The sequence below is a fragment of the Bartonella sp. HY038 genome (assembly GCF_014117425.1).
In the GTDB taxonomy this organism is placed as follows: Bacteria; Pseudomonadota; Alphaproteobacteria; order Rhizobiales; family Rhizobiaceae; genus HY038.
Map to the genome: position 1 here is coordinate 2393653 of NZ_CP059725.1, position 14641 is coordinate 2408293.

The 14641-nt window shown below is 40.7% G+C and carries 9 protein-coding genes; 3 read left to right on the plus strand and 6 right to left on the minus strand.

The features are described from left to right. Positions 1–106: 106 nt before the first annotated feature. Positions 107–1132 (minus strand): TerC/Alx family metal homeostasis membrane protein, encoded by a 1026-nt coding sequence (locus H3299_RS10415; RefSeq protein ID WP_182417598.1) that lies wholly within the window; start codon positions 1130–1132, stop codon positions 107–109. Positions 1133–1813: 681 nt separating this feature from the next. Between H3299_RS10415 and H3299_RS10420 the strand changes: the two genes are divergently transcribed. From H3299_RS10420 to H3299_RS10430, 3 genes are all read left to right on the plus strand, one after another. Next, entirely contained in the window at positions 1814–3148 is a 1335-nt protein-coding gene (locus H3299_RS10420; protein ID WP_182417599.1) for an APC family permease, read from the plus strand. 235 nt (positions 3149–3383) lie between these two features. Next, the gene (locus tag H3299_RS10425) at positions 3384–4751 is read left to right on the plus strand and encodes an aminotransferase class III-fold pyridoxal phosphate-dependent enzyme (RefSeq protein WP_182417600.1); all 1368 of its coding nucleotides are present in this window, start codon (positions 3384–3386) and stop codon (positions 4749–4751) included. A 228-nt stretch (positions 4752–4979) separates the two neighbouring features. Then, the gene (locus H3299_RS10430) at positions 4980–6410 is read left to right on the plus strand and encodes an amidase (RefSeq protein ID WP_182417601.1); all 1431 of its coding nucleotides are present in this window, start codon (positions 4980–4982) and stop codon (positions 6408–6410) included. A 75-nt stretch (positions 6411–6485) separates the two neighbouring features. Here H3299_RS10430 and H3299_RS10435 read toward each other — a convergent pair whose 3' ends face one another. The 5 genes from H3299_RS10435 to H3299_RS10455 all read right to left on the minus strand — a co-directional run bounded on the left by H3299_RS10435 (position 6486) and on the right by H3299_RS10455 (position 14636). Beyond that, a complete protein-coding gene (locus tag H3299_RS10435; RefSeq protein WP_182417602.1) occupies positions 6486–8084 on the minus strand; it encodes an ABC transporter substrate-binding protein in 1599 nt (532 codons plus the stop codon). Positions 8085–8184: 100 nt separating this feature from the next. Continuing rightward, complete coding sequence (locus H3299_RS10440; protein WP_182417603.1) at positions 8185–9792, minus strand: ABC transporter substrate-binding protein; 1608 nt, start codon at positions 9790–9792, stop codon at positions 8185–8187. Positions 9793–9821: 29 nt separating this feature from the next. Beyond that, complete coding sequence (locus tag H3299_RS10445; RefSeq protein ID WP_182417604.1) at positions 9822–12224, minus strand: penicillin acylase family protein; 2403 nt, start codon at positions 12222–12224, stop codon at positions 9822–9824. Positions 12225–12263: 39 nt separating this feature from the next. Next, positions 12264–13397: a M20/M25/M40 family metallo-hydrolase gene (locus tag H3299_RS10450; RefSeq protein ID WP_182417605.1), complete on the minus strand. Its 1134-nt coding sequence runs from the start codon at positions 13395–13397 to the stop codon at positions 12264–12266. A 60-nt stretch (positions 13398–13457) separates the two neighbouring features. After that, positions 13458–14636 (minus strand): M20 aminoacylase family protein, encoded by a 1179-nt coding sequence (locus tag H3299_RS10455; RefSeq protein WP_182417606.1) that lies wholly within the window; start codon positions 14634–14636, stop codon positions 13458–13460. Positions 14637–14641 lie beyond the last annotated feature (5 nt).

Consider the following 14641-nt stretch of genomic DNA (forward strand, 5'->3'; position numbering starts at 1 on the left):
ATGCAACAATTTCGAGCAATAAAAAAGTGCCCATTTATGCAATGGGCACCTCAATCAAACATTTTATATTAATCGCGTTAGGATTTTAAAACTTAGTTTTATTGCTTTATTCTTCTGACTTATCAGGAAAAATGATGCTAGCAATAATGCCCAAAGCAAGAACGCCCAACACAACATAAAGGCTCATACTTGCCGAAAGACTATAGCCGTGATGCCAAATATGGTCACTAGCGTTTAACCCAAGCTTGATGGCAATGAAAAATAACAAAACAATAACTGCCTTTTCCAATTGCGACAGATATTTTTTGAGAGCTTCAAGAACAAAATAAAGCGTACGAAGTCCTAAAATAGCAAACATCATCGCACTATAGACAATAAGTGGCTCGCGGCTAACGGCAATAATAGCCGGCACAGAATCAAAGGCAAACATGACATCAGATAATTCGACAACGGCAACACATAGCATAAGCGGGGTAGCATATAGCATTGCTTTGGCACCACGACCAATTGTGATATCTTTATTTTCAGGCTTTTGTAACTCCGCATCGACTTCTTTTTGTGTCAAAAGAAAAGCATGCCCTGAAAGCTTAGGCCAAATAGGGAAAAAGCGTTTAACCAAACGATAGGCAAGATGCTGAGAATAATCTTCGATTTCATCTTCATCGCCATTACTTTTAAGCATCATAACAGCGGTCCACGCAACGACCAAAGCAAATATTAACTCAACATAAGGCCCCAAACTCAATAAACCGGTACCAATTGCGACAAATATTGCCCTAAAAACAATGGCCCCGATAATACCCCAATATAAAACTCTGTGCCTATAGCGATCAGGGATAGAGAACCAAGAAAAAATAGCCATCATGACAAACAAATTATCGACCGATAATACTTTTTCAAGGGCATAACCAGTAACAAATAGGCTGGCAACTTCAGCACCGTGATGAACATATAGGAAAGCCGCAAATGCCATTGCGACAATCACCCAAAACACCGACCAAAGCGCAGCACTTTTTAACGAAACCGCCTCATCCTTACGGTGCATAAATAAGTCTATAAAAATAGCACCTATAGACAGAATAAGAAAAACAATAACTGTCTCAGTTGGAAAACCAATATGTGTTGAGGGCATAATTAATCCTTAAGGGATATAAATAAGAAAAAACTTAACTAAGTTAATCTTAGTCGAAATTATCATTACGTTATGCTATAGTCTTTATTATGTCCAGTTTTTTATAAATGGAATAAATTAAAATAAATTGATTTACTTCATAAAAACAAGTGATTGATCAACAAAAAAGCTCTTAACCTAAGTTAAAAGATACAAATACAACGACAATAATTCAAAAAACATTGATGCACCTATCAAAAATATATCAATGTGAAGATGATCTTATTCTTAAATGATAAATGTGACAAAAAGAATAAACCACCTTTATTCTATAGACGGCTTGATAAAAATATGGAATGAATGGAATTATAAATAAAAATAAGGGAACATGGGTGTTTTATAATCACCTTGAGTTTTTGAAGATATATCGCATTGTTGTTTTATGACATCCTATAATTTATGCATGTGCTAAAAATGCAAAAATATAGGATATAATCATTGCATTGGTAATGAAGTGCATAGGCTATTTTGCTATAAACACCTAGTGTCAATATGCTCGCTACATTATCAATTCAAGCATAGCCATCTAACGGGTTGGTAATGATACTAAAAAAAATTTAAATACCCTTTTGATGGTTGCAATCATGCAACTTCAAACAGCTTTTGATTTATAAATACATCTATGGATAATGGGGTATCCAAATGAATGATATTAGTAAATCATCTCTTCACCGAGTGCTAGGTGTGCCGTCCTTGGTTTTATTCGGCCTTGCTTATATGGTGCCGCTAACAATTTTTACCACCTATGGGGTTGTTACAACTATAACAAAAGGTCACCTGCCTGTTGCTTATATTGTAACACTATTTGCCATGTTTTTTACGGCGTTAAGCTATGGTAGCATGGTAAATAAACAACCAACAGCAGGATCAGCCTATAGTTATTCAAGTAAAGCATTTGGTTCATCGGTGGGGTTTATGGTTGGTTGGACATTGCTGCTAGACTATATATTTCTACCACTCATCAATTTTTTACTTATCGGAATATTTCTCCATGAATATTTCCCAGCAATTTCTGCTCATATATGGATTCTTGCATCTATTGCTTTAGCAACAATTTTTAATATTTTAGGCATTAAACTTGTAGCAAAAATGAACTTTATCATTGTTGGCACTCAAGCTATTTTTCTCATTGTGTTTTTTGCACTTACCTTTGCAATGGTGGTAAAGGGCGATGCCCCTTCTATCATTAGCCCCTTTATAGGTGATGATTTAAAATTAAATTCAATTGTTGCTGGCGCCGCGATTCTTTGCCTATCCTTTTTGGGTTTTGACGCTATTTCAACCCTATCGGAAGAAGCACATAATCCGCGGCGTAGCGTACCAATAGCGATCATTTTTTGCACACTTATTGCTGGACTACTGTTTATTATCACTGCATGGGCAGGGCATTTGGTTTTTCCAAATTGGCAAGATTTCAAAAATGAAGATACTGCTGCAACCGATGTTATGGCAAGATTGGGTGGCCATTTTTTGGTTACTTTTTTTACTGCAGCCTATATTGCAGGTGCCTTCGCATCGGCGATGGCATCACAGGTAAGCGTTGTTCGCATCCTTTATTCTATGGGGCGAGACAACATGCTGCCCAATCGGATATTTGGTGTTATTAGCAGAAAATTTGGAACCCCAATCGGCGCAACGCTTGTGGTAAGCTTAGTGTCATTATTGGCATTGGTAATGAGTGTAACATTTGCCGTTAACATGATTAGCTTTGGCGCATTAGCGGCATTTTCGTTTGTTAATCTATCGGTTATAAAAGTCTTATTTATCGATCAAAAGCAGAATAAGGGCAGCAAACTCATTATTTATGGTGTTTTACCATTCATCGGCTTTTTATTTACACTTTGGCTTTGGACATCGCTTTCTTCTATCACTTTTATAATTGGTATGATTTGGTTTGCGATAGGATTTATCTATTTACTGTACCTAACCCGCTTTTTCAAAATAAAACCTAAAGAATTTAACATGGAAGATGAGTGAATATGCTGGGACCAATTGACACAATAAATAAATCTGCCACATTGTCTTTGATAGCATCTTGGTTTTCCTATGCTAGCATTGCAGCATTTACATCAGAAGCTGAAAAAACTTTTGCAGGAAATGCGCTAAAATATAAATTTAAAAGCACGTTACTGCTAAAGCAATAAATAGATATGCTCTAACATGCTCGATATAAATGGTTATGTCTTTGTTTTTAACTATGGAGGAGAGTTTTATGAACTCGCATAATGATATGAAGAATACTGTTGACCCATTATTATATCCATTTACTGATCCTGAAAATTTAAAAAAATTTCCACCCATTGTTATTACCGGTGGCAAAGGTGTCTATGTCACCGATAATCACGGAAAAAGCTACATTGATGGGCAAGCTGGCCTTTGGAATGTTAATGTCGGCCATGGACGCGAGGAAATAAAAGAAGCAATTCGCCAACAATTGGATAAGTTAAGCTATTATTCGCTTTTTGCCGGTTCAAGCAATCAACCATCATTGGATCTATCTAATCGCCTTGTTGAGATGACAGCACAAGAAGATATGGGTGCCTGTTTTTTCTCATCTGGTGGCTCGGAAGCAAATGAAGCCGCATTTAAATTGGTGCGCCAATATTGGCGCTTAAAGGGCGAGCCAAAGCGCACCCATATTATATCGCTTAAAAATGCCTATCATGGTGTTACACTTGGCGCACTTTCGGCTATTGGCAGCCGATATTATCGCGAAAATTTTGAACCACTCTTATCTTGGTTTAGTCAAGTTGAAACACCCCATCTTTATCGCAATCCCTTTGGCATCAAAAACCACGAAGAATTAGGCACACTTTGCCTTGATTTAATGGAGCGTGAGATCCTTTATAAGGGGCCAGCCAATGTGGCGGCAATCATTGCCGAACCGGTACAAGGTGCAGGTGGTATTATTGTTCCCCCAAAAAACTATTGGCCAGGTTTGCGCCAATTATGTGATAAATACGGTATTTTATTAATATCGGACGAAGTTGTCACTGGTTTTGGGCGTTTGGGTTCGATGCTAGGCTGCCGTCATTGGGGCGTGCGTCCAGATATTATGTCTTTTGCAAAAGGCATTAATAGCGGTTATGTTCCACTTGGTGTTACAATGATGAGCCGTGAAATTGCCCATACATTTGAAACAACCGACACACCCAATCCTTCAATTCATGGTTTTGTCCATGGTAACACCTATTCTGGCCATCCTTTGGCTTGCGCTTCAGCACTTGCCAACTTAAAAATTATCGAAGATGAAAATCTTACTCAAAAAGCTGGCGATGTTGGACAATATTTTATCGACCGATTAAAAGACCTACAAACCAGACATGAAAATATTGGCGATGTCCGAGGGTGTGGCTTGATGATTGGCGTTGAAATGGTCGCGGATCGCGAGCATAAAACACCTTTCCAACCATCTGATTATTTTGGCGCAAGAATTGCCGATTATTGCCGCGATCATGGTGTTTTGATTAGAAATCTTGCTGATACCTTCATTATATCACCACCCTTTATCCTAGAAAAAGAGCATGTTGATATTATGGTCGATACATTTGATGCCGGCATTAAGAGTGTAGCCAAGTAAAGGCTGCTCATTATAATCGTTGAGGTCGCATAGAATTATCAAATTCAGTGCGGCCTTACTTTTTAGATAATGGCTTTTTAAAAAAAGAAAATCTTAGCAAAATTATCCAGTATTTTCGCGATTAACAACAACAACCAAAACGATCGCAGGCTAAATTTTTATAAAATAAATCATCAAAAGCAATAACATAATTTTTATGATAGCCTTGCTTACGTCGGAGGAGAACCCATGCAAATTACCCAATTATCAGCAGAAAGCCTATCTGCACTTATTCATCGGCGCGAAATTTCATGCCGCGAGGTTATGGAAGCCTATCTTAACCGCATAGATGCACTCAATCCCTTAATAAACGCTATCATATTGCGGCGTGATAGAGAGATAGTCTTAAAAGAAGCTGATAGTGCCGATGCGGCTCTAAAAGCTGGTATATCTTATGGTTGGATGCATGGCTTCCCGCAAGCAATAAAAGATCTATCGCAAGTGGCGGGTTTAAAAACAACACGCGGCTCGCTTGCTTATCAAGATAATGTTGCAACCATAGATGACACTCATGTCGCCAGAATTAGATCAGCCGGTGCAATTATTATTGGTAAAACCAATACGCCTGAATTTGGGTTAGGATCACACACCTATAATGCGTTGCATGGCCGCACCCGCAACCCCTATAATCTTGATAAAAGTGCGGGTGGTTCAAGCGGTGGTGCCGCCGCAGCCTTAGCTGCCCATATGCTACCAGTTGCAGATGGGTCTGACATGATGGGATCACTGCGCAATCCAGCAGGCTTTTGTAATATTGTTGGCTTTCGTCCAAGTTTTGGCCGTGTGCCAAGTGGCCCGCAAATATCTTATAATAATATGCTATCGGCTTATGGGCCAATGGGACGCAACGTTAATGATACGGCACGTTTGCTCGCCATACAATCAGGCTTTTCAGCCAATGATCCTAATTCTCTTGCTAATGAAGATCTTAGTCTGACGGATCAATATGATGCGAATAAAACATTGGTTGGATTTTTAGGCGACATGAATGGTCATCTTGCTATGGAAAATGGCATGATGGATATTTTACAATCTTCCCTTACTGTCATGACAAAAATGGGCTGCAACGTTGAAGCTGTTGATATGCGTTTTGATCTTGAAAACCTATGGACAGGCTGGATAAATTTGCGCAGTTGGTCAGTAGCAACCGCCAATGCCGCGCTTTATGAAAATGAAGAAAAACGAAAACTGCTCAAGCCGGAAGCAATTTGGGAAATTGAACGCGGGCTCAAAATGAGTGGTAGTACCGTTGCCAATGCCATTAATACCCGCAATCAATGGCTAACTTATTTACTATCCCTATTCGAGCGTTACCACTATTTGGTATTGCCAACCGCGCAGGTTTTTCCATTTGATGTAAATATAAATTGGCCCGCTAAAATTGCAGAGCGTGATATGGATACTTATCACCGTTGGATGGAAGTGGTTATTCCAACAAGCATGGCAGGTTTACCGGCAATTTCGCTACCTGCCGGCTTCTCAGTGGATGGGCTACCTGCAGGCGTCCAAATTATTGGCTGCCCACGAGGTGACCGTGAGCTAATGCAATTTGCTAAAGCATTCGAGACCGCTAGAGGCCCCATTGACAGACCTCTTGACCAAAGATTAGGCGCATTATAGCCTTTAAGATTTTAAAATTGAGCATTTTCAAAAAATTTATTACATTGAAAATGCTCAACTATTTTTGATAAATAATTATTGTTCTTTCTTCATATTCCAGAAAACTGGTGAAGCGGTCGGCAGCATATCTTTAATATTTGTATGGCGTGCCTGTGGAATTTGGAATTCACCCAGTGGCACATAAAGCACAAAATCAATCACATGCTGCTGGATTTTTTTTGCAACTTCCTTGCGCTCATCATCATTATCTGCTGCGATAAATTCTTGCTTTAACGCCTCTATTTTTTCATCAACCGGCCAACCAAACCAAGCCTTATCTCCACGTCCATTCAACATTTGCGAATTTAGCGGTGTGGATACTTCAGGTATGATCCATGTGGTAAAGAACATATTCCAACCACCATCCTTGGGGGCTGCCATTGACGCTCTGCGACCAACAAGCGTTTGCCAATCCATAGGTTGCAAATCAACATTAAAACCAGCCGCACGTAATTGCTGAGCTGCAACAATCGGTTGCGGCGCTAAAGTTGCAACATCAGTTGGCTGCATAATAACAATTGGCGTGCCATCATAACCTGCCTCGGTTAGCAAAGCCTTTGCTTTATCAACATCACCCTTATGGGTTAATGATTGCGTACCACTTTCATCACCTAGTAATGTACCACAACCAAAGATCGCACCACAAACCTGATAATAGTCTGGTGAAGCCATAAGATTGGCAAGACTTGGTTCTTGTGACAGTGCATATAAGGCTGCTTGGCGAATTTTTTGGTTATCAAAAGGCGGATATTTAAAATTCATACGAGCAATTGATTGCGATCCAAATTTATCGCGCTTTTCAACAACAATATGGTCATCGCCTTCAATAAGCGGAATAAGATCGACTGAGATTTCTTCAAGGTAGTCAATTTCATCATTAGCAAGGGCATTTATAGCGGTTTGGCTATCTGGCATGCTGATCCATTGTACCTTATCCACATAGACAACTTTACCCCCTGCCATGCCGTCGGCCGGCTCATCACGCGGAATGTAATCGGTGAATTTTTCATAAGTTACACCAATACCCGGCTTAAAATCGGCAACAACCATTTTAAATGGACCTGAGCCTACAAATTCTTTAATCGCTTGATCGGGCGGCGTATTTGCCACAGCTTCTGGCATGATAAAGGCAGGAACTGCTGACTCTTTCGATAAAACATCAAGTAAAGGACGGAAAGGCTTCTTTAATGTCCAGACAATTGTTTTGTCATCCACGGCTTCTAATTTTTCAGTTGCATCAAATAGTAATTGCCCACCACTATCACGCGCGCCCCAACGCTTTAATGAAGCTACAACGTCCTTACCAGTAACGGGTGAACCATCATGGAATTTTAAACCATCACGCAAAGTAAAACTATAGGTTTTGCCATCTTCTGACACAGTCCAATCAGCCATTTGCGGACGTGGATTTGAGTGGGAATCTTGCGCTATCAAAACATCATAGATCATATAACCATGATTACGCGTAATATGCGCAGTTGTTAGAATTGGATCAGTAACACGCAAGTCCGAATGCATAACCGCCTTTAAAATAGTTTCGGCAAAAGCGGTTGTTGACGCTAAGGACATAGATAAAGCGATAAGGCCAATCTTCAGGACAGAGCGCATTTTAAAGCGATTTTTCTTATATAACATGTTCACCTCTATTTTATTGTTTTAAATTACTGATGGTAAAGGTTAGAGATGTTTTAGTCTTGATGAAAAATATCTCTAACCGATTGTTTACTATTGATAGCTAATCGGATTTTTTAATATTCCAAAAAACTGGTATCGAAGTGGGTAACATATCGGTCACGTTTTTATGTCGCCCTTGCGGCATTTGATATTCACCCAAAGGTATATAGATAACAAAATCCAAAACATGTTTTTGAATCTTTTCCGCAACAATTTTGCGTTCATCATCATTATTAGCAGCGATAAATTCTTGCTTAAGCTGTTCAAGAGCATCATCTACAGGCCATCCAAACCACCCCTTGTCACCACGACCATTAAGCATAGGCGAGATTAAAGGGCTGGAAATTTCAGGTACACCCCAATTGGTAAAGAATAAATTCCAACCGCCATCTTTAGGTGCAACCATCGATGCACGGCGGCCAACGAGCGTTTGCCAATCCATCGGTTGCAAATCCACATTAAAGCCAACGGCTCGCAATTGCTGGGCGGCAACAATAGGCTGTGCCAAAAGGCTAGCCGTATCGGTGGGCTGCATAATTACAACTGGTGTTCCATCATAGCCAGCTTCTTTTAAAAGCGCTTTGGCCTTTTCAATATCACCATTATGAGTAAGGGTCGAAGCACCATCTTCAGAGGCAAGTAAAGTATTACACCCCAAAATAGCACCGCAAACCTTATAATATTCCGGTGATGCCATAAGATTAGCAAGTATAGGCTGTTGGGACAGTGCATATAAAGCTGCTTGGCGAATTTTTTGGTTATCAAAGGGCGGATATTTAAAATTCATACGTCCCATGGTTTGAAAACCATATTTATCACGCTTTTCGACAATGATGTCTTCATCACCCTCAATCAATGGAATAAGGTCAACCGTCACCTGCTCAAGATAATCAACTTCACCATTAGCAAGCGCATTGATTGATGTTTGGCGGTCTGGCATGCTGATCCATTGCACCTTATCCACATAGACGACTTTGCCCCCTGCTAAACCATCTGGTGGTTCATCACGCGGGATGTAATCGGCAAATTTTTCATAAGTAACACCAAGCCCCGGTTTAAACTCGGATACAACCATTTTAAAAGGACCAGAGCCAATAAATTCACTGATCGCTTGATCTGCTGGCGTATTGGCTATGCGTTCGGGCATGATAAAGGCTGGCACGCTCGATTCCTTGGACAAAACAGATAATAGTGGATTAAATGGCTTTTTTAATTTCCATAAAATTGTTTTGTCATCAGGGGCGGTAAATTCTTCCGTTGCATCAAGCAATAATTGCCCCCCGCTATCACGCGCGCCCCAGCGCTTTAAAGACGCAATAACGTCTTTACTAGTGACAGGTGAACCATCGTGAAATTGTAAACCATCGCGCAAGGTGAATTGGTAAGTTTTACCATCTTCTGAAATGGTCCAATCTGCCATTTGCTGACGTGGCTGCAAATTAGAATCTTGCGCAATCAAAACATCATAGATCATATAACCATGATTGCGCGTTATATGAGCGGTTGTTAAAATAGGATCGGTTATCCGTAGGTCCGAATGCATCACCGCTTTAATCACCGTTTCGGCAAAAGCAATTGTTGACGTGAATGACATCGGCACCGACATTGATAACGCAATAAGCCCCATTTTAACGATAGAGCCAATTTTTTTGCTATTTTTGTAAAACATGTCCACCTCTTGGCTTTTTGGTTGATAATTTACTTTGGCTTGAATAAATACTGAACCTTTGCTGCCTTTTTTATAGCTTCACTTGAATATAGTAATTGTCGATATTGGCCGCTTTGCCAATCATCTTTTAAATCTTGATAATGCTCATTATCAGGATTGCCAGATTGACCAGGGGTATTGATAAAAATGCTATTATCCCATTGCCCGACATCAATAATCATGCGCACAGAAGGGCCGGTTGTAACCTGATAATTTTGCAGATTATATGCCGCCATATTGGGCGATGTTGCGGAGCCGCCAAGCTCGATATCGGCTATCGACCAGTCATCATTAACAAAGTGCTGTAAAGGATGTTGCAACCGTAATTGATGTAGCTTGCCCCATTGCCACGCCTTATAATCTGTTCCAAGCCTGTTTGTTGCTTCCTCAAAGGCAGTTTTTAGCGTCTCATCAAGCACAAGCGCTAAATAATCAATGTTATTTTTGGCAATTTTTGCAAGCTCTAATCGCAAGGATGCAGTGTCAAAAGGCATAGCAAGATTGATCAAACTTTGATCTGCACCCTTCGCCTTAGTAAGATATGCCCCAAGATGATTATTAAACCAAATTTCAAATAATGCCGCAGCATTTGATGATTTACTCAAATCACCATTCCACTGGCAAAGAATATCAAATGCCAAACGGCTTTCTCGCTTGGTTAACTGCTCAACCTTAATAGACTGAATGAGGCTTTGAACGGTTGTTACTGTGTAAGAAAGGGTTGAGTTTTGCAACTTAGCGCAATCATCCAAACCTATTTTTTCTTTTTGTTCTAAAAATTGATGAATGACTTTAGATCGACTAACATCCAACCATTCAAATCCGATTGCTGAATGATTTTTTAGCCATGCTTCATCAATATTCATAGCATTTGCTGTGGCTAAAAATCCCGATGGCGGATTTTGTCTCATAGGCGTTGTTGATGGATCAGCATAGCCGCTCCACTCAAACATACCATTGCCTGATATCGGCAAAAGCCCTGCCCAATTATGCCTTATAGGAAATGCCCCTGCTGGTTTCCAAATAATATTGTCATTACAATCAGCATAAATATGATTGACGCTTGGCGTACCCCAGTTTTTTAAACCATTAAGATAGTCATCTGGTGTTTTTGCATTCATAACAGCAAGGCTTGCCATATAAGGCGCCATACCGGCATCAAGCCAAACGGTTTTAATGGCATAGACTTTTTTATGCTCGCTATTTTGGAAGATTACCGGCCCATGCTTTGTAAATTGCAAAAATAGTTTTTGTGCAGGGTAATTTTTAACCTCGATCATTTCTTCAATATCAATAAAGGCTTCTTCTTGCCCCTGATACATATAATGCGTAGATTTTGATGGAGCCATATCATAACAATAAATATCTTCTTGATCGGCATAAAATATCGTTAAGGCAAAAGACGCAAAACCATTATGCCCCATGCTAATACCAGGGACACAAGGCTCTCCTGCACCAATAACATCAAGCTGTGGCATGGTAAGATGAATAACATAGCGAACTGAGGGTAAATTATGGGTTCGGTGTGGATCAAGGGCAAGAATAGGCCGCCCTGTTGCCGATTTTTTACTGGCAATTGCCCAATTATTTGATCCCTCAAGACTAGAGCCTGTACCAATCACTTCACTATCCGCGTGATTACCCGTCAGCTTAATCGCCTTATCATCACCAATTTTCCCTGCAGGCGTTATATGCCCCCAATCATCGGCTTCGTCCAATTTGGCATTCATACGCTTTCTGTCAAAGCTTACTGGTGCTAAAGCTAGAAAAAAATCATTCAGAATGTGATTATTAGCAAAATCGTCTAAATAGACGTCACTATCTTCATTTGAAATAGAAATAAACGGCTCAAGATTTTGCCTTAACCTATCGACATATTCACCAATTTCTATATCTGTTGCGAGAGATAAAATCTTGGCGCGCAAAGCTTCTGACGATGCGTTGCGGGTAAGTGAATGGCTGCGAATACGCACAACATCTTCTGCTTGCCAAAAATCTGGAAATGTATCAAAGACCAAAAATTCTGGTGGCAATTTAAATGAGCCAGCTTTAATGCCGTTAATATAGCTATTGATCCCCTTTACAAAAGCTTGGCATATCTCATGTGCATGATCCCCATAACAGGCAAATTCTTCTGCCATATTGCCACGATAAAGGAAAAGGCGTGCGGCGCGATCCTGTTTTAAATATCCTGCGCCAAAATCACGAGCAAGCAAGCCTAACCCGCGTTTACGCCATAAATCGATCTGCCATAAGCGATCACGGGCGGCATTCCAACCTTGTAGAAAGAATAAATCATCACGATTTTGAGCATTAATATGGGCAATTCCACTATCATCTATGGTGATTGAAGCATCGGCATGAATATCTTGAAGTTCTATCGGTGTAATCAATGAGGATACCCCTAATCAACAAAGAAATGAATGTAAAAATTATTCAAGTCGTGTAAATAATCCTGCCATTAGTTTTGCCCGCTCAAGCAAGGACGAAACAAATATATGCTCATTTAAAGTGTGCAGCCCAGCCCCCCGAACACCAACCCCGCATAGACTAGCTATCCGCAAAGCACCGGTAAAATTGGCGTCAGACCCGCCTCCTTGGCTGCTTGAACTCATGGGAAAACCAATTTGCGCCGCTATATCCTTTGCAACATTATAAAGTGCCATTGTTTCTGGAAGCTCTGGTGACCAGACTGGCCGTGTAACGCCGCATTGCACCCCAAATTTAACGCCATTGAAATCACCTGTTAAAGCACGCATCTTGGCGTTACCCGCATCAAGATCCTCTTGGGTTTTTGCCATGCTCAAAACTTCGGCGTCACAGGTAGATGACACGCAATTAACCCATTGCCCGCCTCGAATGACACCAACACTAAAAGTGCAATCTTCGCTGGTCATGGCTTCAATTTCACCAATTTTTTCAGCCATTAAAGCGATGGCCGAACGTCCCTCTTTAAGCCGCCACCCAGCATGGGAGGGAACACCGCTCGTTCTAATATTATAACGCGCAATGGCATAGCGACCGGTCGTTGCGCCTTGATTTTCTTGCGCAGGTTCAGGGCACAAAACATATTTATTACGCAATGCCTCTTGTTCAATCAACGTGCGTGTTGATGGAGTTCCTACTTCCTCATCTGGCGTAAATAAAAACGTAACTGGCAATGATGTTTCTAGGCCGTGTTGACGAAGCATTCGCATTGCTTCAAGTGCAACAAAATTGCCGCCCTTCATATCCTGAATACCCGGCCCATATAATTTGCCATCCTGCAACCGAAATGGGTTTTGTTGTAATGTACCAATTGGATGAACCGTATCAAAGTGCCCAGAAACTAAAATTCCCGGTTGCCCAGCATTTTTATGCGGGAATGTAGCCCGTATGGAATCACCAAAGCCCATTCTCCCAGGAATCCGTTCAATCATCGCACCGGCAAGCACAAGGTCATAAGAAACTAAGTCCATCATTCTATTAACTGCCGCCGCATCATAGGTTGGACTTTCACATTTAACCCATGTGCCAAGTCGCTCTATCATGTCACTTTCATCAAATGGTAGATCAAGAAAACCCATTATATCTTCTCCCTAAATACTTATACTCTTATCTATCGCTCACATTTGCCTGTTCTGCGTCTATGCATGGCTTGTGTCAGCTAACCGCATTTCAATAAGGCGTGCATAAATCGATGCACCAATTGGCAGCAAATCTGGATCAAATATAAAACCCGGATTATGAACCGCTTGCGGACCAGGGTGATTAATATTGATATAAGCACCCGGCACTTGGCGCAGCATGAAAGAAAAATCTTCACTTCCCATCATAGGTGGCGCATCTATATTGATATTTTCCATTCCTAAAATTTCGGCTGTAGCGGCTATATAAGCGTCAGTGCAGTCTGCATCATTGAACAGAACATCGAAAATTTCTTTAAACTCAATTGTGATTTTTATATCATGCGCCAAGGCCAATCCTTGGCAAATTGCCGTCATGCGTCTCTGCATCAAATCACGTATTTCAAGATCAAAAAACCTTAAAGTACCGCCAATTTCTGCAGTTTCAGGAATAATATTATAGGCACTCCCTGTATGAAATTTGGTACATGACAATACCGCCGTACTGGTGGCAACAATATTACGCGAAACAATCGACTGTAATTGTTGCACCAAGGCGCTACCTATAAAAAGCGCATCCTTAGAGTCTTGTGGTTGCGCACCATGGCTACCCTTACCATGGATGACAATATCAAAAAAACTTGCACCAGCCATAGCATTCCCTTTACGGATTGCTGCTGTTCCAAGCTTTGCCTGCGGTTTATTATGCATGCCATAAATTTCATCACAAGGAAAACGCTGAAATAGATTATCAGCAAGCATTGCCTTTGCACCGCCCAATCCTTCTTCTGCTGGTTGAAAAATAAAAACCGCAGTTCCTTTAAAATCTCGGCTCTGAGCCAAATATTGCGCCGCGCCTAGCAACATGGTGGTGTGGCCATCATGGCCGCAAGCATGCATTTTATTGGCAACTTTAGAGCTATAAGCAAGTTCGCTCTGCTCTTCAATTGGTAAAGCATCCATATCGGCTCGAAGACCAATGGTGCGATTGTCATTCATTTTACCATGTAAAATACCAACAACCCCAGTTTTACCAACATTGGTATGAACTTCATCAAAGGCAAATTCTTGCAGTTTTTTGGCAACGATTGCTGCGGTTCGCGTCTCCTCAAAGCCAATTTCGGGATGCTGATGCAAATCTTCAAATAATGCCCGCATTTCTTGTTCATGCTCAGAAATAAAAGGAATAATATTCGCCATAATAA